19 protein-coding genes and 1 pseudogene are annotated in these 19791 nt (G+C 72.8%); 8 read left to right on the top strand and 12 right to left on the bottom strand.

The window, feature by feature from the left end:
- Window positions 1-249: 249 nt before the first annotated feature.
- Both IO24_RS0126470 and IO24_RS0126465 read right to left on the bottom strand, forming a co-directional pair.
- Window positions 250-930: a lytic polysaccharide monooxygenase auxiliary activity family 9 protein gene (locus IO24_RS0126470; RefSeq protein ID WP_031139652.1), complete on the bottom strand. Its 681-nt coding sequence runs from the start codon at window positions 928-930 to the stop codon at window positions 250-252.
- Between the two features lie 144 nt (window positions 931-1074).
- Window positions 1075-1707, bottom strand: coding sequence for a GNAT family N-acetyltransferase (locus tag IO24_RS0126465; protein ID WP_031139650.1), 633 nt, complete (start codon window positions 1705-1707; stop codon window positions 1075-1077).
- A 102-nt stretch (window positions 1708-1809) separates the two neighbouring features.
- On the opposite strand from IO24_RS0126465, the gene IO24_RS0126460 reads away from it, so the two are divergent.
- Window positions 1810-2979 carry a YihY/virulence factor BrkB family protein gene (locus tag IO24_RS0126460; protein WP_420823226.1) on the top strand — a complete coding sequence of 390 codons (1170 nt, stop codon included), beginning with the start codon at window positions 1810-1812 and terminating at the stop codon, window positions 2977-2979.
- A 16-nt stretch (window positions 2980-2995) separates the two neighbouring features.
- Here the strand turns inward: IO24_RS0126460 and IO24_RS0126455 are convergent, their stop codons facing one another.
- The 3 genes from IO24_RS0126455 to IO24_RS0126445 form a co-directional block, all read right to left on the bottom strand.
- On the bottom strand, window positions 2996-3448 hold the full coding sequence (locus tag IO24_RS0126455; RefSeq protein ID WP_031139646.1) for a flavodoxin family protein: 453 nt from the start codon (window positions 3446-3448) through the stop codon (window positions 2996-2998).
- 67 nt (window positions 3449-3515) lie between these two features.
- Complete coding sequence (locus IO24_RS0126450; RefSeq protein WP_031139644.1) at window positions 3516-3947, bottom strand: DUF3618 domain-containing protein; 432 nt, start codon at window positions 3945-3947, stop codon at window positions 3516-3518.
- Window positions 3944-4387, bottom strand: coding sequence for a phage holin family protein (locus IO24_RS0126445; RefSeq protein WP_199808862.1), 444 nt, complete (start codon window positions 4385-4387; stop codon window positions 3944-3946). The genes IO24_RS0126450 and IO24_RS0126445 overlap by 4 nt, the downstream gene beginning before the upstream one ends.
- A gap of 148 nt (window positions 4388-4535) precedes the next feature.
- Here IO24_RS0126445 and IO24_RS0126440 point away from each other — a divergent pair, with 148 nt between their 5' ends.
- The gene (locus IO24_RS0126440; protein WP_031139640.1) at window positions 4536-4985 is read left to right on the top strand and encodes an SRPBCC family protein; all 450 of its coding nucleotides are present in this window, start codon (window positions 4536-4538) and stop codon (window positions 4983-4985) included.
- Window positions 4986-5058: 73 nt separating this feature from the next.
- Here the strand turns inward: IO24_RS0126440 and IO24_RS0126435 are convergent, their stop codons facing one another.
- The 3 genes from IO24_RS0126435 to IO24_RS45745 all read right to left on the bottom strand — a co-directional run bounded on the left by IO24_RS0126435 (window position 5059) and on the right by IO24_RS45745 (window position 10263).
- Window positions 5059-9387, bottom strand: coding sequence for a cation-translocating P-type ATPase (locus IO24_RS0126435; protein ID WP_031139638.1), 4329 nt, complete (start codon window positions 9385-9387; stop codon window positions 5059-5061).
- Window positions 9388-9403: 16 nt separating this feature from the next.
- Window positions 9404-9991 (bottom strand): hypothetical protein, encoded by a 588-nt coding sequence (locus tag IO24_RS45750; protein WP_031139637.1) that lies wholly within the window; start codon window positions 9989-9991, stop codon window positions 9404-9406.
- Between the two features lie 113 nt (window positions 9992-10104).
- Window positions 10105-10263: a hypothetical protein gene (locus IO24_RS45745; RefSeq protein WP_167551638.1), complete on the bottom strand. Its 159-nt coding sequence runs from the start codon at window positions 10261-10263 to the stop codon at window positions 10105-10107.
- Window positions 10264-10550: 287 nt separating this feature from the next.
- On the opposite strand from IO24_RS45745, the gene IO24_RS0126420 reads away from it, so the two are divergent.
- The 5 genes from IO24_RS0126420 (at window position 10551) to IO24_RS0126400 (ending at window position 15690) form a co-directional block, all read left to right on the top strand.
- Window positions 10551-11228 (top strand): nucleotidyltransferase family protein, encoded by a 678-nt coding sequence (locus tag IO24_RS0126420; protein WP_031139635.1) that lies wholly within the window; start codon window positions 10551-10553, stop codon window positions 11226-11228.
- 10 nt (window positions 11229-11238) lie between these two features.
- Window positions 11239-11526 (top strand): BON domain-containing protein, encoded by a 288-nt coding sequence (locus IO24_RS0126415; RefSeq protein ID WP_031139633.1) that lies wholly within the window; start codon window positions 11239-11241, stop codon window positions 11524-11526.
- Entirely contained in the window at window positions 11523-12287 is a 765-nt protein-coding gene (locus IO24_RS0126410) for a metallophosphoesterase family protein (RefSeq protein WP_031139630.1), read from the top strand. Before IO24_RS0126415 ends, IO24_RS0126410 begins: the two co-directional genes overlap by 4 nt.
- 224 nt (window positions 12288-12511) lie before the next feature.
- On the top strand, window positions 12512-14176 hold the full coding sequence (locus tag IO24_RS0126405) for an alkaline phosphatase D family protein (protein WP_031139628.1): 1665 nt from the start codon (window positions 12512-12514) through the stop codon (window positions 14174-14176).
- A 146-nt stretch (window positions 14177-14322) separates the two neighbouring features.
- Complete coding sequence (locus tag IO24_RS0126400) at window positions 14323-15690, top strand: alpha-lytic protease prodomain-containing protein (RefSeq protein ID WP_031139626.1); 1368 nt, start codon at window positions 14323-14325, stop codon at window positions 15688-15690.
- A 61-nt stretch (window positions 15691-15751) separates the two neighbouring features.
- Here the strand turns inward: IO24_RS0126400 and IO24_RS0126395 are convergent, their stop codons facing one another.
- The 4 genes and pseudogenes from IO24_RS0126395 to IO24_RS0126380 form a co-directional block, all read right to left on the bottom strand.
- Window positions 15752-16816, bottom strand: a complete 1065-nt coding sequence (locus IO24_RS0126395) for a serine hydrolase domain-containing protein (protein WP_031139624.1) — start codon at window positions 16814-16816, stop codon at window positions 15752-15754.
- Window positions 16817-17019: 203 nt separating this feature from the next.
- The gene (locus IO24_RS0126390) at window positions 17020-17937 is read right to left on the bottom strand and encodes a DUF6895 family protein (RefSeq protein WP_031139622.1); all 918 of its coding nucleotides are present in this window, start codon (window positions 17935-17937) and stop codon (window positions 17020-17022) included.
- Window positions 17934-18914, bottom strand: a pseudogene (locus tag IO24_RS41025) (DUF6895 family protein). The gene IO24_RS0126390 and the pseudogene IO24_RS41025 overlap by 4 nt, the downstream one beginning before the upstream one ends.
- 56 nt (window positions 18915-18970) lie before the next feature.
- Window positions 18971-19156 (bottom strand): hypothetical protein, encoded by a 186-nt coding sequence (locus tag IO24_RS0126380; RefSeq protein WP_031139620.1) that lies wholly within the window; start codon window positions 19154-19156, stop codon window positions 18971-18973.
- Between the two features lie 74 nt (window positions 19157-19230).
- On the opposite strand from IO24_RS0126380, the gene IO24_RS0126375 reads away from it, so the two are divergent.
- A complete protein-coding gene (locus IO24_RS0126375; RefSeq protein WP_031139617.1) occupies window positions 19231-19764 on the top strand; it encodes a DoxX family protein in 534 nt (177 codons plus the stop codon).
- Window positions 19765-19791: the final 27 nt, after the last annotated feature.

Raw genomic sequence — 19791 nt, 5'->3', positions numbered from 1 at the left:
GGCCGCCTCCGCCCAGGATCAGTGCGAATGCGGCGAAGGTCGCGCGTCGTGGGCCGGTAGGGCGTCTTCGCGTGTTGCGTCCCAAGGGTGCTCTCCTGCGCTTGTGGCGTGCCGGGCATGAAAATCCCCTCGCCCCATACGTACGGGAGCCCCGGTGTGTTCACCCACCTCGAAAACTTTCGGGGAATTCTCATGAAGTCCCGGCGGCCCGAGCCCCGCCGGACGCGCCGCCCGGCGGGGACGCGCAGATCAGCGGAAGTTCACGTCACTGCACAGGAAGTAGGTCTGGTCCATGTGCGAGGCCTGCCAGATCGTGTACACGACGTGCCGGCCACTCAGCCCCGAAGTGCTCACGGGAATCTCGTAGTTCTGGCTGGGCGCGTACCTGCCGGTGCGCTTGACGAGCTGGAGGTCGTTCCAGGTCAGCGGCTGGGTGGCGGGGTCGAAGCCCTGCCGCGTGACGTACACCAGGAAGTAGTCGGCGCCGTGACTGGCCTGGTCGTAAAGCTTCACCGTGAAGTCGCCGGTGATGTCCGTCGTCTTCCAGGCGCCGACCGCGTCGAGGGAGTTGTACCGGCCGCCCTCGGTCCGGCCGCCGCTGCACAGCTGGCCATTGGGGACGACGGCCTGGAAGTCACCGCCGGAGCCGTTGCGGTACAGGCCGTTCCAGTTCCACATGGCGTTGGGGTTGTCCTGCCACGCCTGCCAGCACATGGGGTCGAGACGGGCCATCTCCGGGTTCTGGAAGTCGCTCCCCCAGCGCAGCCAGCAGCCGTAGTTGCGCGAGGCCGGGTCGACGACCGAGCCGTGGGCGACGGCGGTGCCGCTCCACGGGATCAGGCTGAGCAGTGCGGCGAGCAGCACGCTCAGGGCGAGCGTCACGCGGGATGTGAGGCCGGGGAGTCGTGCATCATGATCATGACAACTCATGATCTCCCTCTTTCGGGTGTGGGGGTTGTCGTGCGTTCAGTCGCGCTTTCGATCATCTTTCGAAGTGGGAGCGCTCCCACAGTGCACAGGCTGCACCCGATGCCCGCGGGTCGGCAATGGGTGATTGCGCCACTTCCGTGTCGGTCAGAGCCGGTCGAGTTCCTTCGTGGTGCGCCCCAGGTAGGTGACCGCGCCCGGCTCGGGTACGTCGATCTCCTCGAAACCCATGCGGTCGTAGAAGGCCCTGGCCCGGGTGTTGGCCGTCACCATGGCCAGGTGGACGGCCGGAACTCCCCCGTCCTGAAGGGCCTGCAGCAGCGTCCGCATCAGGCGGCGTCCGTAACCGCGGCCCTGCCATCCGGGCAGCAGGTCGATGTGCAGGTGCGCGGGGTGGGTGGCCAGTTCGGGCAGCACCATCCGTTCGGGGTGGTGCAGCAGGCCCGCCATCACCTCGTCCGGGGTGCGCGGCGGCCCGGGCGGTTCCGGGTGGCGGCCGGCGACCAGGGGCAGCCATGTGGTGCGGAAGGCTTCGGCGAAGCGCGGAGTGTCGGCCGCGCCGAGGATGTAGCCGACCGCCTCCCCCCGCCCGTCGTCCAGCACGAAAGCCAGGTCCGGCTCCAGATGGACGTACGGCGCCGCGAAGGTCACCGGGAAGATGCCCGGGTCCGCGTAGTGGGGGCGGCTGTCGCCCCCGACATGGGCGGTGCGGATGCAGATGTCGTCGAGAGCGGGCCGATCCTCGGGGCGGTACGGGCGAATGACGGGCGATGTGGTCATGACGGCATCGTGCACGCGGTGGGAGCGCTCCCTCAACCCCGTCGGGCCCAGCTCGAACCAACACGGCTTAAGGGCCCCGGCAGGGGTTACCCGGCTCACATGGTGAAGCTGCATATTCCAGGACGAAAAGAACACAACGAGACCGAGGCCCCACCTCGGGAGAGCGCACACCGCGGGATCGAGGCGGAACGCCGGCAGACTCAGGAGGCCGAACGCCGGGAAAGCCGGGAGGCCGAACGGCGAACGCAGGAGTCGGAACGCCGGGAAGCTCCCGCCTCCGCCTCCGAGGAGCCCGGGCCGAGTCCCGAGGTGGAGCGTGCGGCGCCGGACACGCCGTCCGACCTGCCCCGTAAGTCGTGGGGCGCGGTGCTGAAAGGCAGCCTGCGGGAGTTCAAGGACGACGAGCTGACCGACCGGGCGGCCGCCCTGACCTACTACGGCGTGCTGGCGCTGTTCCCCGCACTGCTGGTGCTGGTGTCGATACTGGGCCTCACCGGCAAGTCGACGACCGACAAGGTGCTCGAGAACGTCCAGCAACTGGCCCCCGGCTCCGCCCGTGACATCATCACCCGGGCCGTCGAGCAGTTGCAGGGCAACGCCGGCATCGGCTCGCTGATGGCGATCGTCGGTCTGGTGCTGGCGGTGTGGTCGGCGTCCGGCTACGTGGCCGCGTTCATCCGCTCGGCCAACGCCGTCTACGACATGCCCGAGGGCCGGCCGGTGTGGAAGCTGCTGCCGGTGCGGGTCGCCGTGACGGTCGTGCTGCTCGTGATGGCCGTGATCAGCGCGGTGATCGTGGTCTTCACGGGCGGGCTGGCCCAGCAGGTCGGGACGACTCTGGGGATCGGCGACACCGCGCTGACGGTGTGGTCGTTCGCGAAGTGGCCCGTTCTGGTGCTGCTGGTGACGACCATGATCGCGATCCTGTACTGGGCGACCCCGAACGCCAAGGTGAAGGGCTTCCGCTGGATCACGCCGGGCAGTCTGATCGCCCTGCTGATCTGGTTGATCGCCTCCGCCGGTTTCGCGTTCTACGTGGCCAACTTCGCCTCGTACAACAAGACCTACGGCACCATGGCCGGCGTCATCGTCTTCCTGGTGTGGCTGTGGATCACCAATATCGCGATCCTGCTGGGTCTGGAGTTCGACGCGGAGACGGTACGGCAGCGGGCCATCGCCGGCGGTCATCCGCCCGAGGCCGAGCCGTACACCCAGCCGCGCGACACCAGGAAGTGGGACGAGCAGGACCGGCGCCGACTGGAAGAGACCTGACGGGGGCCGGACGGGTTCAGCCCATGAGCCCGGCGGCGACCGTCGCGCCCAGTTCCCGGCACCGCTCGAGGTCGCCCTTGTCCGGCTCGCCGGTCACGGTCACGGCCTCGGCGGTGCGACGCCAGCCGAGGCCGGTCGTGACCGACTCGATCCCGCGCACCGCTCCGGTGACGTCGTTGCCGCCGTGCACCCAGTAGCCGAAGGGATGCCCGCGGGTGGCGTCCAGGCACGGGTAGTAGACCTGGTCGAAGAAGTGCTTGAGGGCACCGGACATGTAGCCGAGGTTCGCGGGAGTGCCGAGGAGGAAGCCGTCGGCGGCGAGGACGTCGGAGGCGGTGGCGGACAGCGCGGGCACGCGGACGACCCGCACGTCCTCGATGTCGGGGTCCGTCGCCCCGGAGAGGACGGCTTCGAACATCGCCTGGCAGTGGGGCGAGGGCGTGTGATGGACGATCAGCAAGGTGGCCACGGCACCGACCTTGCCGCCTGGGCCCCCGTCACCGCAAGCGGCGGCGGGGGCCGGGTGTCGCCGACGCTCAGCGGTTGCCGCGACGGCGGATCAGCAGGCAGACCACGAGGACGGCACCGGCGCCCGCCAGCAGGGCGGCCCGGTGGTCGCGCAGCTGCCGGGGAGCCTTGTCCTGCCAGACCTGCTCGGCCTGTGCGGCCTTCTCCTTCGCGCCCTGAGCGGCGGCGGCGCCCTTCTGCTTCACCGGCTCGGGCAGTTTCTCCTCCACGGTGTGGGCCACGTGCGCGGCCTTGGCCCTGGCCTGCCCACCCCATTCCTCGGCCTTGATCCCGGCCTGTTCCCTGACCGCGACGGCCTTCTCTCGGGCGCGGGTCTTGACGTCGGCCCGGTCCGCCAGTTCCTGGACGGTGTCGCCGAGTTCGTGGCGGGTCTGCTCGACCTGCGCGCGCAGTTCCTCTTGGCTGCGGGCGCTCGGCTCGTCGTGCGGAGGCTGGGTCATCGCTGTGCACTCTCCTTGATCTCGGCCACGTCGGCCTTCACGCTGTCGATGGTCCGCTGCGGGGCGGGCGGGGTGGCGCTGCGCACCTGCTTGCGGCCGGCCAGCGCCGTCAGGCCCGTGGCGACGGCCAGTACGCCCGTGACGATCAGCGCCGCCGCCCAGACCGGCAGCGGTACGGCCAGGGCGGCGATCACCGTGGCGACCAGGGCCTGCAGGGTGACGAAGCCGAGTACGCCGGCTCCGCCGAACAGGCCACCGCCCTTACCGAAGCGTTTGCCCTTCTCGGTCATCTCGGCCTGAGCGAGGCGCATCTCGCCGCGCACCAGGTCGGTCAGTTGCTCGGTGGCCCGCTGCACCAGCTCGCTCACGGGCTCTTCCCCGGCCGCCCGCGCGCTCCCCGTGCGGGGAGCGGCAGGGGCCGTGCGGTCCGTGTCCGTCATGGCGATCACCTCCCGGTCCGTAGGTGCGGGCCGGGTACCAGCGAGAGCGGAAAAGACACCTGGTCGGACAACTCGTGCTGACGATGAGTGAGCGGCGCGAGATCTGGTACCCGTCCGTCGCTCACGTACGAGAAAGAGAGGTATCGCCTTGTCGCAGGTAGAGGAATCCATCGAGGTCCGCGTGCCGGTGCACACCGCGTACAACCAGTGGACGCAGTTCGAGTCCTTCCCCGAGTTCATGGACGGCGTCGAGCGCATCGAGCAGCGCACCGACACCCTCACGCACTGGGTGACGAAGGTCGGCGGACAGGCGCGGGAGTTCGACGCGGAGATCACCGAGCAGGTCCCGGACGAGCGGGTCGCCTGGACCACCGTGGGCGGCGAGGCGCGGCAGGCCGGTGTGGTGACCTTCCACCGCATCCAGGACGACACGACCAAGGTCATGCTGCAGATGGACTTCGATCCCAGCGGTGTGGCCGAGACCGTGGGCGACAAGCTCGGGTTCGTGAAGCGGCAGGTCTCCGGTGATCTCAAGCGGTTCAAGGAGTTCATGGAGACCCGCGGGGCGGAGACGGGCGCCTGGCGCGGCCAGGTCTGACCGGGCGCTCCGACCGGCCGTGCGGAGGCCGCCACCCCTGCGTGGGGTGGCGGCCTCCCGCTGTGCTCGCCCGCTACGCCACCGGGGCGGCGATCCCGCTCCGGAAGAGCTGCCGGGCCTGCCGGCTCAGGTCGTTGAGGCGCAGGGCGAGTTGTGCCGCCACGTCGTAGAGCGTGTGGACCGCCTGGAGGCGCTCCAGACGTGGGGCCAGGGCCGACAGGGCGATGGCCAGGGCGACGCCGGCCCAGGCCACGGGGCCGAGCGGGGTGCAGCCGAAGAAGTGGCTGACGCCGGGGGTCTGGACGAGGGCGGCGAGAACGGCGGCCGAACCGAGGGCCGTGACCCACACCAGCGTGCTGTGGCGCCGCCCGGAGAGGGTCTGCACGAGCTGGGCGCCGACCACCCCGCACAGGGCCATGGTGGTGGACCGGCGTTCGGTGCCGGGGGTGAGGCGGCCGATGAGGTACGCGGTGACCGCGCCGAGGCAGGTGGTGATGCCGCGGCGGCGGATGGAGCGCAACAGGGGGGCGCCGAGGACGTCGAGGCCCATCGGGCCGGTCGCGGCGTGTTCCGCGGTCCTGGGGTCACTGCTGGGGGTGACCGCGACGGCCATGGCCGGGAACATGTCGGTGAGCAGGTTGACCAGCAGCAGCTGACGGGTCGACAGGGGTGAGGCGCCGGCGAGCAGGGTGCCGAGGACGCTGAAGCCGACCTCGCCGGCGTTGCCGCCGATGAGGATGCTCACCGCGTCGGCGACGCTGCGCCACAGGGCGCGGCCCTCGGCTACCGCGTCCACGAGCACGGACAGGTCGCCGGTGGTGAGCACGAGGTCGGCGGCGTTGCGGGCGGCCGCGGAGCCGCGGGACTCGACGCCGACCCCGACGTCGGCGGCGCGGATGGCGGCGGCGTCGTTGGCACCGTCGCCGGCCATCGCCACGACCCGTCCGGCCTGTTGCAGGGCCTCCACGACGTGCAGCTTCTGCTCGGGTGCGACCCGGGCGATGACGCCCGCGCCGCGCAGCACGCGGACGCGTTCGCGGCGCTCCATGGCGACGAGTTCGTCCCCGGTCACCGCCTCGGTCTCCTCCGGCCAGCCCAGTTGCAGGGCGATGGCGCGGGCGGTCTCCGGGTGGTCGCCGGTGAGCATGACGGGCAGGATGCCGGAGCGCCGCAGTTCCGCGAGCAGGGCGTGCGAGGTGTCGCGCGGGACGTCGGCGAGGGCGACGAAGCCGCTGAACTCCAGGTCCGCGAGCGACGCGTCGAGTTCGGCTTCGGCGTCGTCGGCCCGGCAGGGCCGGCGGGCGACGGCGAGGACGCGCAGCCCTTGCCCGGCCAGTTCGTGGGCGGTGTCCCAGGCGTGGCCGGGGAGGTCCCGGCAGGCGGGCAGGATCGTCTCGGGGGCGCCCTTGACGACGAGGAGTTCGCCCATGTCCGGGTCGCCGTCGCGGCCGGCCGCGGCGGCGTAGCCCCGGCGGGTCTCGAAGGGCAGTTCACCGGTGGGTGCCCAGTCCTCGTCGGGCGGAGCGACGTCGAGGACGGCCTCGTCGGTGGCGTGTGCGACGCGGCGGCCCTGCCCGGTCTCCTCCTGCGGGCAGGCGCGCGCGGCCAGGCGCACGACCGGTGCGGCCTGTTCGGTGTCGGCGGCGAGGACGGTGCCGTCGGCGGTGGCGACGCGGACCAGGCGGAGTTTGTTCTCGGTGAGGGTGCCGGTCTTGTCGAAGCAGACGGTGTCGACCCGGCCGAGCGCCTCCAGGGTGCGCGGGGTGCGGACCAGGACGCCGCGGCGGGACAGCCGGCGCGCCGCGGCCATCTGCGCGACGGTCGCGACGAGCGGCAGGCCTTCGGGTACGGCGGCGACGGCGACCGCGACGCCGCCGCTGACGGCACGTCGGACGGGGCTGCCACGCAGCAGGGACAGCCCGGTCACGGCCGCGCCGCCGGTGAAGGTGACCGGCAGGGCCTTGCGGGTCAGTTCCTGGAGCCGGGCCTGGACGCCGGCGGGCGGCGGAGTGCGGGCGGCGAGCGTGACGGCCCGGCCCGCCTCGGTCTGGTCGCCGGTGTTCACGACGAGGGCGGTGGCCCGTCCGGCCACGACGGTGGTGCCCTCGAAGACCATGCAGGTGCGCTGCGCCACCGGCAGGCCGGGGGTGGCGTCGACGGCCTTGGCCACGGGCAGGGATTCGCCGGTGAGCGCCGACTCGTCGACCTCCAGGCCGTCGACGTCCAGCAGCCGGGCGTCGGCGGGTACGACGTCGCCGGCGCCGAGGCTGATCTCGTCGCCGGGCCGCAGCCGGGCGGCGTCGACGGTGACCGTGCGTTTGCGGCTGTCCTGCTTGCGGGCTTTGGGCTGCTGCCGGGCGGCGAGCCGGGCCAGGGCCTGTTCGGCGCGCAGCCGCTGGAGTCCGCCGGTCACGGCGTTGAGGTCCATGGCGCCGACGACGAGCAGCGCGTCGACGACCGAGCCGAGCAGTGCCGAGGCGACGGCGCCGGTGGCGAGGACGGGCGTGAGCGGGTCGTCGAGTTCGCGGCGTACGGCGCCGGCCGCCTGCCACGTCCAGCGGGCGGGGGCGACGGCCGGGTGCCGGGTCAGGCGTGCGGCCTGCTGCCGTGAGCGGTCGGCGAGCAGGGCGAGTCCGCGGGGCTCGCCGTCGTGGTCGGCGCGTCCCAGCCGGTCCCGGGCCTCGTGGGGTTCCAGGGCGTGCCAGGGGATGTGCAGGTGCGGCCGGGGCGGGGTGGCCCGGGCGACACGGACGGCTTCGAGCCAGCCGGTGGTCAGGGCGGCGACGGCCGCGATGTTGACGGGGGCGTGCCGGGTGAGGGGCCACAGGAGGTGCCTGCCGGGGGGTTGCCCACCGCGGGCGACCAGGAGCCCGGAGAGAGCCGCGCCGGCCCGGGCCAGGGTCTGCGAGCGGCGTCCGACGCGCCGGGCCGCGGGGATGGCCGTGAGCAGCCGCCAGACGTCGGCGAGGCCGCCGGGGACCAGCGCGTCGACGCCCCAGGAGACGGCGGCCCGTCCGTCGGTGAGGGCGATGGCCACGTCACCGGCGGGCAGCCCGGCCGCGACGTGCCCGTCGCCGGACCCGTCCAGGCGGGCGACGGTCACGACCACGTGCCCCTCGTCCTGCAGGGCTCGTACGACGTCTCCGAACGGCTCGGTGCTCGGGGCGACCTCGTCGGCCAGCCGGGTGATGTCCTTCAGGTCGGAACCGCCCGCGATGACGACGTGCAGTCCTGCCCGGCGGGCGGCGTCCAGGACGGCCTCGGCGAAGGGGTGGACCGGGTCGTCGGGCAGGCCGTCGTCGGTGTCGTCCTGCCGCAGGCTGCGCAGGGCGTCGGCGTGCAGGACGAGGGCGTCGGCGATCTCCAGCTGCCGCAGACGCTCCCCCTCGCGCAGGAGGATCCCGGCGTGGGCGAGGAAGGTGCCGAGGGTCGCGCCGAAGGCGGCCGGCCCGTACCGGGCCGCTTTCGGGGATCCGGCGAGAACCGCTTCGGCCGCGTCCGTCGCGCTGTGTGTGACGAGGAGGGTGGCGGCGGCGCCGGCGAGGCTGCCGGTGCTGGCGTGGGAGGCGTACTCCGCGGCGGGAGTGACCTTGAGCGGCGGCCGGGTGCCCGCGGGGCAGGGCAGGCTGGTGCGCCGGTGGTGGCAGACGTCGTCGTGCAGCGCCTCGAAGGCCGCTGCCCTGGCCACCGCCTCTGTCAGCTGGTTGCCGCGCAGGATGCCGTCGAGCACGAGCGCGAGCGGGGTCTGGCCGATGCCGTGGGCGGCGGCGTTGGCGGCGGCGAGTACGAGTTCCATGCCGGACGTGCCGAACCGCTGGCGGAGCAGGGCCCGGAAGCGGGGGTTCTCGCGCAGCAGCGTGACGGTGGCGGTGATGATGCGTGAGGCGGGCGGCAGTCGCAGGGACCGGCCGGCCAGGGCGCCTGCCGCGCCGGCGGCGTCCAGCAGGATCGCCGCCGCGGTGACGCGCACCTCGGCGGGGTCGCCGGGGTGGCTGGTGTCGCGGACGTCGGGGTCGGCGCCCTCGGCCAGTCCGAGACGGGCGGCGAGCGCGGTGGCCCGCTCGGTGACGCGGTCGGTGGCGGCGTCCTCGGCCACGGTGACCACCAGGCGGGCCAGTCCTCCGTCCCAGTACGCCATGAGGACGTCCGGGTGCTCGACCAGTTCCTCGGCGACCTTGTGGGCGAGCGCTCCGGCGTCGCCGTCGGAGTGCCGCAGTGCGAGGTGGAGGCGCTGCCCGGCCTGCCAGTGCTGTCCGCCGGCCAGGGCGTTGCGCGCGACGTTGCGGACGCGGCGCGTGGTGTCGTAGACGGAATTCACCGACTCGGCGGTGCTGCGGGCGGCGCCTGCGGCGGCCCCGGCCACGGCCCCTACGAGCGGGCTGATGTCGAAGCGTGTGAGCATGTGCTGCTGTCCCGACTCAGCCGGTGGTGCGGCTGTCGTGTGCGGGCCTGTGTGGCTCCTGGCCGTGGTGCGCGGTGGCCTCGGCGACCTGCTTCAGCGCGGAGGCGGTGGCGGTGTCGCCGACCTTGGCGGGCTCTTCGTGGATGTGCGGTTCCGGCCGGTCGTGCCGGTAGTGGGAAGAGGTGAGCCGGCCGCCGGGGCCGTAACGGGAGGTGTCCTCGTCGTCCCGGCCGGTGCTGGCCGGGCGGCGTTCCCCGGTCTCGCCGGTCTGTGTTCCGCCGTTCGGTGACGCGCCGTCGGGACGCTGTCCGGGCCGCGGCTGGGTCAGCCAGGCGACGGCCGCGCCGGTCACCGCCACCGGCCACTCCACCAGTCCGGCCACGCCGAGCACCCCGGCGCCGGCGTAGACGGCCATCCGGCGGCCGCGGGGCGAGACGGCGCCGATCCTGTCCAGCGCGTCCGTGGCCGCCCTGCCCACCTGCTCCGCACCCGGCAGGTGCCTGAGGCCCGAGGCCACGGCCCGCAACGGCTGCGGAAGATCGGACGAACGTGATGTCTCCGGGTTCATGTCGACCTCCACGAGCGCGTTGTCCAGCGGCGTCATCCGGTTTCCCAGCTATGTGCCCCATATTCCGTCTTCGACGGGGTATGCGCTTTTCTTGTTCGGCCAAGGTGTCAGAGGACCGTCTCGCCGTCGTGGACTCCGCCCATGCAGCGCTAGGTGTACGACTGCGAGCCGTCGCCCGCGACGGAGATGATGATCACGGCGCCACCGGCGACGCACTGGCTCGCGGTGACGTCCGCCGGGATGGCGGCGGCGGTCGCCGGCACGGCGAGTGCGGACGCGGCCAGGGCAGTGAGCAGGACGTACGGCACGTGCGCATCGGGGCTCCCTCAGAGTGGTCGGCCGGGCGCTCCGGCCTGTATCAGGCTCGCCAGGACGCGAGCGCGCCGCCACCCGGGGAGGGACGGCCCGGCCGGGCCACCTCCGGCCCACGCCCTGGTGGCGCACAGGGCCGGGCCGGTGAGAAGCAGGGCCCGGCACTCTCCGGAAGCCGTCCGTGTCGGGTCGGGAGCGCCGGGTACCCAGTGCAGGCACCGAGGCCGTCTCGGGTCCGGACACCGCACGGGAGCGAAGTGTCCGGTTCGGCGAAGGAGTGGTCATGACGCAGAACGGTGATGACGCGACGCTCGTCCGGCGACCGGGGATCCCCGACCTCCGGACGGCACCGGACGAGGCCGAGCCCGCGCCACCACAGGACCCGCAGGCGGACCAGCCGCTGCAGGAGCTCCCCCAGGACCGCAACCAGGCGCTCCTGGAAGCGGCCAAGCAGGTCGGCGCCCTGCTGAAGCGCAAGGGGCACCTGTTCGCACTGGCCGGCAGCGTGGCCGCGTACGCCCACGGTGGCGAGAAGAACATGCAGCACGACGTCGACTTCGCGATCCGCCCGGAGGACGCGGAAGCGGTGGCGGCCACGCTCCACGAAGCCGGGCTGACGGTCTACACCCCGCCGGAGGACTGGCTGATCAAGGCCACGTGCTTCGGGCAGCCGGTCGACATCATCTTCGAACTGGCGCACCGGCCGGTCGGCGCGGACATGCTGGAGCGGGCGGAGGAACTGCCGGTCGACTCGGTGCGCATGCCCGTGCTGGCCCCGACCGATCTGCTGTGGAGCCTGACCGCCGCGTTCTCCGAGCACCACTGCGACTTCGGGGCTGCCCTGCCCATCGCGCGCGCCCTGCGGGAGAAGGTCGACTGGGAGCGGGTACGGCGCGAGTGCGGGGACGAGCCCATGCCCGCGGCGTTCTTCTTCCTCCTGGAGCGCCTGAACGTCATCTGAAGGAGCACCCATGAGCACCCACGGTTCACAGGACGCGGGCGGCGGGCCGCCGACCGAGAACCTGGACTACCGCATCGCCCACCTCCAGGACCGCCTCGCCTCCGGCGAGCTCGGCGAGCTGGGGGTACGGGTCGAGGCCCGCGGAAGGGCGGTGCTGCTCACCGGCACCGTGCCCTCGGCGCCCTGCCGCGACGAGATCGTGCGCACCGTCCACGAGGAGCTCGCCGGATTCCCCGTGCACAGCGACCTCGTGGTCACCGAGGCGTCCTCCCCCGACCACGCGGAGGAACTGTCATGATCCGCATCGCAGCCGTCGGAGACATCCACATGGGGCCCGACAGCCAGGGCGTGCTGCGCCCCGCCTTCGAGACCCTGCCCGAGTGCGCCGACCTCCTGCTGCTGGCCGGGGACCTGACCCGGCACGGCACGCCCGAGGAGATGCGGGTGGTGGCCCGGGAGGTCCAGGACCTCGGCGTCCCGGTGATCGCCGTCCTGGGCAACCACGACCACCACGACGACCGGCCGGACGAGGTCACGGCCATCCTGAGGGACGCCGGCACTCACGTCCTGGAAGGGCAGGGCACGGTCGTGGCGAGCGGCGGGGCGCGGATCGGCGTCGCCGGGACCAAGGGGTTCGGCGGCGGCTTCGTGGGCCGCTGCGCCGGGGAGTTCGGCGAGCCGGTGATGAAGGAGTTCGTCCGGTACTCACGCCGGAGCGCCGACGGCCTGCGCACCGCCCTGGAGCGGCTGGGCGAGGCGGGCTGTGACGCGCGGATCGCCCTGACCCACTACTCCCCCGTCGCCGACACCCTCGCGGGCGAGCCCCTGGAGATCTACCCCTTCCTGGGGAGCTATCTGCTGGCCGAGGCGATCGACACCGCCGGCGCCGACCTCGCCGTGCACGGGCACGCGCACGCCGGCACCGAGCACGGGATGACGACGGGCGGCGTCCGGGTACGCAACGTCGCCCAGCCGGTCATCGGGCGGGCTTTCCACGTCTACCACCTGCCGGTCCGGGAGCCCGCCACGACCGGCGCCGCCGCACAACGGGCCCGCTGAGCCAGCCTTCTCCCCCTCCGCCGCCGGCGTTCGCCGGCGGCGTTCTGCGTTTGCGCCGGGGAGCGCCCGGTCGAGTCCGGTACCGCCCGTAGTGTGAACATCCCGCACGCCGCGCCCGTTTCAGGCATTTTATCTGCTTAGCATGCGAGCTGCGCGCTCCGCAATCCGGCGATGTCCCCATGCGTCCACACGGAGCGCCTCTGCCCCGTACGAGAGGACACGAGATGGCGCTGACGGGCCGTCGAAGAGCACCGTCCGAGCATGCTTTCTCCCCGCACGACGACGTACTGCGCACCGCGGCGCCGCACGTCGCGCGCCGCCGGTTCATGACGGTCACCGCGGCGGCGGCGATGCTCGCCTTCGCCACCAACCGGCCGGCCCGCGGCGCCACCGCCGCTTCCGAACTCGACGCCGCCCGGGTCTCCGCCGACCCGTTCACCCTGGGTGTGGCCTCCGGCGACCCGCTGTCCGACTCGGTGCTGATCTGGACTCGGCTGGCCCCCGAGCCGTTCGCCGAGGACGGCGGCCTGGGCCGGCAGCGGGTCGTCGTCTCCTGGGAAGTGGCCCTGGACGAGTGGTTCTCGTTCGTCGGGCAGCGGGGTACCGCGACGGCCCACCCCGAGTACGCCCACAGCGTGCACGTCGACGTCAAGGGCCTGATGCCGGACAGCCACTACTACTACCGGTTCCGGGTGGGCAGCTGGATCAGCCCCACCGGCCGGACCCGCACGGCGCCGGCCACGGGCACGGACGCCGACGGCATGCGGCTGGCCGCTGTGTCCTGCCAGGCCTACCAGGACGGCTACTTCACGGCCCTGCGGCATCTGGCGCAGGAGGACGTCGACGTGGTGTTCCACCTCGGCGACTACCTGTACGAGTACCCGGTGGACTCCGCCGGCGGGGCCCGCCGCTACACCGACCGCGAGCTGCCCGACGTGTTCAACCGCGAGACGACCACGCTGGCGGACTACCGGCTGCGCTACGCGCTCTACAAGAGCGACCCGGACCTGCGCGCGGCGCACGCACGGCACCCGTTCGTCGTCACCTGGGACGACCACGAGACGGAGAACAACTACGCGGGCGCCCTCGACGAGAACGGCAGCCCGCAGGAGCAGTTCCTGGTGCGGCGCGCCGCCGCCTACCGGGCCTACTGGGAGCACCAGCCGCTGCGCGCCGAGCAGCTGCCGCAGGGCCCCGACGCCCGGTTGTACCGCCGGCTGGCCTGGGGGTCACTCGCCCAGTTCGACGTCCTCGACACCCGCCAGTACCGCTCCGACCAGGCCTACGGCGACCGGCCGCACGCGCCGGGCAGCGAGTCGGACGACCCGGCCCGCACCCTCACCGGCGCCGCTCAGGAGCGCTGGCTGCTGGACGGCTGGCGGAACTCCGACGCGCTGTGGAACGTGATGCCCCAGCAAGTGTGCTTCTCCCAGCGCAAGTTCGACCTGACCGCGCCGGCCCGGGTCTCCATGGACGCCTGGGACGGCTACCGCGCCTGCCGTGACCGGGTCATGGCGGGCGCGAAGGCCGCCGGCATCGACAACTGGATGGTCCTCACCGGTGACGTCCACGTCGGCTACGCCTTCGACATCAAGGACGACTTCGACGACCCGCAGTCCAGGACACTGGGCACGGAAATCACCTGCACCTCCATCGCCAGCGGCGGGAACGGAACCAGGAAGCCGGACAACTGGGACACGTACATGAAGGCCAACCCCCACTTGAAGTACTACGACGGCCGGCGCGGCTACGCCCGGGTCGAGCTGGGCCGCGAGAACGCCCGGGTCGACTTCCGGACCGTCTCGGCCGTCAACACGCCCGGGGGCACCATCTCGACGACCGCGTCCTTCGTCACGGAGGTGGGATCGCCCGGCCTGAAGTCCGCGTGACACGCCGGGCGTCCGCAGCACTGCACATGGCGCCCTTCCCCGCGCCACAGCGCGAAAGGGGCGGCCCGGGACATCACTCCGGGCCGCTCCGGCAAGACCTATGGCCTTGCCGGCACTTCCACCGCGAGCGAAGGAGACACCTCGAAATGGTCCACAGACATGCCGTGACCGGTCGCCGGGCGGCCCTCACCGCGCTCGGCGCGCTCGTCGCCACCGGGATCCCCTCCGCCGTGGCGGCCGAGCCGGCACCCCCCGCGGGGTCTTTGTCCTCGACCGCCCAGACCCTCGGAGCCGACCGGCCGTCACCTCTGCTGCTGCGCGCCCTGGAGCGCGACCTCGGGCTGACCCCGGCCCAGGCCTCCCGGCGGCTTGTCAACGAGGCGGAGGCGGGCACCCGGGCAGGGCTGCTGCGCAACGCGCTGGGCAGTCGCTTCGCGGGAGCCTGGCTGCGCGGCGCGACATCGCAGGAGCTCGTCGTGGCGACCATCAACGCCGCGGACGTGCCCGCCATCAAGGCCCAGGGCGCCAAGGCGGCCGTCGTGAAGAAGACGCTGCGCGACCTGGGGGGCACGAAGAAGAAGCTGGACCGGGCGGCGGCCCGCGTCAGCACCCGCGACACACCCCTGTGGTACGTCGACGTCCCGGCGAACCGGGTCGTCGTGGAGGCCCGGACCAAGGCCGCGGCCGCCGCGTTCGTCAAGGCAGCGGGTCTCGACGGCAGAAGCGTGGGCGTCAAGGTGACGGCGAACCGGCCACGCCTCATGGCGGACGTCACCGGCGGCGACGCCTACTACATCAACGACGCCGCCCGCTGTTCGATCGGCTTCTCCGTCACCAAGGGCGAGCAGCAGGGGTTCGCCTCGGCGGGCCACTGCGGCAAGAAGGGCGACAGGACGACCGGCTTCGACAAGGCGGAGCAGGGCGCGTTCCAGGCCTCCACGTTCCCGGGCAAGGACATGTCGTGGGTCGCCGTCAACGACCGGTGGACCACGACCGCGAACGTGAAGGTCGAGGGCGACCAGAAGGTGCAGGTCACCGGCTCGGTCCAGGCGCTCGTCGGGGCCGCCGTCTGCCGCTCCGGCTCCACCACCGGGTGGCACTGCGGCAAGATCGAGCAGCACGACACCAGCGTCAGCTACGCCGAGGGCAGGGTCGACGGGCTGACCCGGACGACGGTGTGCGCCGAGCCGGGCGACTCCGGCGGGCCCTATGTCGCGGGCGTCCAGGCGCAGGGGGTGACCTCTGGCGGCACGGGCGACTGCAAGAGCGGCGGCACCACGTTCTACCAGCCGATCAATCCGCTGCTCAGCGACTTCGGCCTCACCCTGAAGACCGTCGCCGTCGAACCCCCGGCACCCCAGGGCAACGTGGCGCAGGCGTGGGCCGCCGGCCGTGTCTACGAAGCCGGTGCCACCGTGATCCACACCGGTGTGCGCTACCGGTGCCTGCAGACCCACCAGGCCCAGGGCGGGTGGACGCCCACCCGCACTCCGGCCCTGTGGCAGCGGGTGTGACGAGCAGCCAGGGCTGTCCGGCGCCGGCGCGGCATGTGCCGGCGGCGCGGGGCGGGGGCCACTACCCCTGTGCCAGCAGCGCGTACGCGGTGGCCAGAAACGGGTCGTGGGCGCGGAAGCGGCGGGTGCACACCGCGGCCAGGGCCGTGCCCGTGTCGGCGCGAAAGCCCAGGAACGCCTGCTGGCCGAGGGTCGCGCCGCTGTGGAAGTACATCGGCCCGCCGTCCGTCGGGTGACGGAACCAGGCGATGGTGTGGACGTGCCGGTGCCCGATGCCCCTGCGGAGCACGGGGCGGCGCACCGCCCGCAGGGCGGGGGCAAGGTGCGGTGACACGCCGGCCGGGTCCAGATGGGCCTCGAGAAAGGTGAGCAGGTCGTGCGGCGTGGCCCGTACGGCACCCGCCGCCTGGAACCCTCCGGCGTCGAAGGCGGGCACGAGTGACACGCCGTCCCTTCCGTGCCCGAGGGCATCGCGACCGGAATCGTCCGCGCGCAGGGTCGTGCCGTCCAGGCCGAGGGGACGCAGGACCTGGCCGGCGAGCAGGTCCTCCCAGGGTGTGCCGGTCGCGGCGACGAGTGCGTGCCCGAGCACGGCCACGCCGTAGTTGGAGTAGCGCCACCGGGTGCCGGGGCGGTGGCGCGCCCGGTGGCGCAGGAAGGCGTCGACGACCCGGGCGTCCGGGAAGCGGGCGTAGGGATTGGTGTGCCAGGCGGGCAGGGCCCGGAGATGGAAACCCGCCGGCAGGGCGGGCAGCCCGGAGGTGTGCGTGATCAGGTGGGCGAGTGTCACGGGGTTCGCACCTGCCGGCCGCCCCCCGTCCAGGAAGGCGGTGGCCGGTTCACCACCGGACAACTCGCCGCTGTGGATCAGCCGGGCCAGCAGCAGGCCGGTGAACGTCTTGGCGGCCGAGCCCGTCTCGTAGCGGAGGTCCTCGCGGGGAAGCGGCGGGGGCAGGGCGGTGCCGCCGCTCACGATGCTGCGGCGGCCGTGCCGGGAGAGGGCGAACACCACGTCCGGGGCGTCGGATCGGGTGACGGCGTCAGCGAGCCGCTCGAGGAGCGGGCCGTCGTCCGGGGAAGCCTCCGGCGACCGGAGACGCGGGGCGGGCCCCGCGGCCGCGAGCATGGCGCGGAGGCGCCCGGATTCATCCGAAGACATGTCATGCGGGCCGGGGGCCCGCTCCGGCGGTGTGCGGCGCGAGACCGCCGGACCCTCGTCCGGCGGCGCGTGGCGTACGGCCGAAGGCTCGTCCGCCGGCGGGGCGCACCGGACCGGAGCCTCGGCGTCGTCGAGCGGTTCGCCCGGCCAGGGCGTGAGCCGACGAGATGTCATGAGGCAGGTGCCAGCAGGGACAGGGCCCGGGATGTGGCCAGTACGGAGGCGTAGGCGGCGACCAGCGTGGGGTGGTAGACGATGTCGAACACCTCGTCGGGGGTGCCCTCGGGCATGGTCCGCAGGGCGGGCATGGCGCCGTCGGGCTGCTGCGCTGCGGCGAAACCCTGCCAGGCCCGTTCGTCCAGGGTGGGGCGGGGCAGGCAGGCGTCGACCACCAGCAACTCGCCGAGCAGGTCCCAGCGTTCCAGGTCCAGCCAGTCGTCGATCCAGACCGGCAGCCAGGTCGCGAGGTAGTCGGCAGTGGCGGGCGGCAGACCGTCCGGCCTCTCCCCCCAGTCGGTCAGGTGAAACACGTTGTGCGTGACGTCGTAGGCGATGTGCCCTTCCACCGTCCAGGGCTCGGGGGTGCGGGCCAGCCAGGTCGTGCCCCTCGGTTCGGACTCCGGCGGCCGGGGCGGGAGGCCGAATCGGCGCTGGAACGCCGACAGGCCGAGCCGCCGGGTCGGGGTCGCCTCGAACACCGCCCAGCTGTCCAGCCGGTGGTTCAGGACGACTGCCCGCTCCACCTCCGGCTGGCTGTAGCCGAGTTCCTTGAAGGGCAGGTACACCTCGAAGGGGATGGGGGAGATGGGCTCCGTGAGCTGCCCGCGCACGAGCATCCGGCCGCCGTCCAGGCTCTCGCGCCAGGCGTGGTCGAGGAGTTGCCGGGCCAGCTGCGCCTGACGCGACCCCGCGACACCCTCTCGGAACAGCACCTTGCAGATCATGGCCAGTTCGCCGATGGGCTTGAAGCGCTCGAGGAAGCCGACCTCGGGGTCGACGCCGGGTTCCAGCTGGAATCCGTCACGGTGGGACCACAGCCATTCGAGGGCGCCGACTCCGACGTTGTGGATCAGGCGGGTGTCGGTCATCCCAGGACTTCTTGTCCGCCGGGCCGGTGGTGCGCGGCTGCCCGGGCTCCGTCGTCGAGCCGCCCGGTGGTCAGGGTCGCCGCGAATGCGGCCATGAGGGTGGAGTGGTAGTGGGAGAGGAAATCCGGGCCGCTGTCCTGCTCCGCTCCGCTCCCCTGCTGCGGAATCGCGCCGGAGGGGTGCTGTACCGCCGCGATCCGCGCCCAGGCGTCACGGAGGAGGGCGGGTTCGGGCAGCAGGGGAAGGCTCGCCGCCACGGCCAGCAGCTCGCAGCCGAGGTCCCACATCTCGGCGTCCAGACAGGTGTCGAGCCAGGGTGGCAGCCAGTCGGCCAGGTAGTCGGCGAGGTCGGGTGGCACCCCTGCGGGCCCTGCGCGCCCCCAGTCGGTGAGGTGGAAGACCACGTGGGTGAGGGAGTAGCCGGAGGATTGCTCGAAGGTCCAGGGCTCGGGCAGCCCGGCCAGCCAGGTGCGCCGCAGTGCCTGCGGCGTCGCGTCGGAGCGCCGGATGCCGGTGCGGGCCTCGGCGTTCAGGACGCCGAGCCGCCGGGTGGGCTCCTGCTCGGTGAGCTGCCAGCTGCGGGTGCGGGCCACCGTGGCGGTGGCCGCCTCGTAGCCGGGATGGCGCAGGCCGGCCGCGGCCATGGCGGCGTACACCTCCAAGGGGTATGTGGCGAAGGGCTCCAGCCGCTGCAGGCGCATGAACAGCTCTCCCCGGCCGGTCTCCTGTCACGCGAAGGCCATCAGGTCGGCCGCGCACCCGTGGAGCGGATCCGGCGGCGCGGTGTGCCGGGACACGGTCGCGCACACCTGGGCCAGTTCCCCGAGCGGCTTCCAGCTGCGGTTCACCTGTGCGTCGGCGGCCAGCGCGTCCTCGCCGAGCGCGAACTGCGCGCGATGCGCCGACACCCATGCCAGCGCGTCCTCGGCCACCTGCCGTGTCCCCCGTGTGTTGCTTTCCCCTCTAGTGCACCTGATGGCGACAAATCATGCCAACCTACTCAGAAGTTTATTTCCTTCACTTCTTCAACATCTCACCCAGTAATCACCGGGCTTGGCCTGGTGGCCCGTCCCGGTTCGAGCACCGGGAGACCGGGCAACCAGACCGCGTGCTCGACGACCGCGCGCAGGGCGTCCGGCGGGATCTCCTCGCTCTCGTCGTCGTCCGAATGGGTGATCGACGCGAGCCGGAACTGTCCGAGCAGGCGTGGGCGCGGCACCGGGCGGTGTGACTGGTTCGGCTCCTCCTGGGGAACCCGGCGAGCGCCTACCCACCGACTCTCTGGAGAGGGCCATGAGTCTGTTGCGAGTGCTCGGCCGCCCCATGCTGGCCTCGATGTTCCTCACGGGCGGCATGAACTCCGTCCGCGACCCGAAGCAGGTCGCCGACGCCGCCGAGCCTGTCGTCCAGCCGGTCACCGAGCGCATCTCGGCGCTGCCGGACCGCACCGAGCAGGTCGTACGGCTCAGCGGCGCCGTACAGGTCGTCGCGGGGCTCATGCTGGCCACGGGGCGCATGCCGCGCCCGGCCGCGCTGGCCATCGCGGCCACGCTGGTGCCCACCACGCTGGCGGGACACCGCTTCTGGGAGGCGGAGGATCCCGAGGAGCGGGCACAGCAGCGCATCCACTTCTTCAAGAACCTGTCCATGCTCGGCGGACTGCTGGTCGCCGCCGACGACACCGGCGCCCGCCCGTCGGTGGTGTGGCGCGGCACGCACGCCGCTCGCGGGCTGCGGCGCGACGCGGGTCTGGTACGCCGCTCCGTCCGCGCCACCGCACGGCCGGCCGCCGCGGCCGGGCGCGTCCGGGCCAAGCTCCCCGCCTGAGCCGCCGGCCCGGCACCGGCGGCCGAA

Origin of the sequence: Streptomyces flavovariabilis, assembly GCF_000725785.1 — a bacterium.
GTDB lineage: Bacteria > Actinomycetota > Actinomycetes > Streptomycetales > Streptomycetaceae > Streptomyces > Streptomyces hawaiiensis.
The sequence above is the reverse complement of the archived record's forward strand: the minus strand, read 5'-3'. Positions and strand labels throughout refer to the sequence as shown.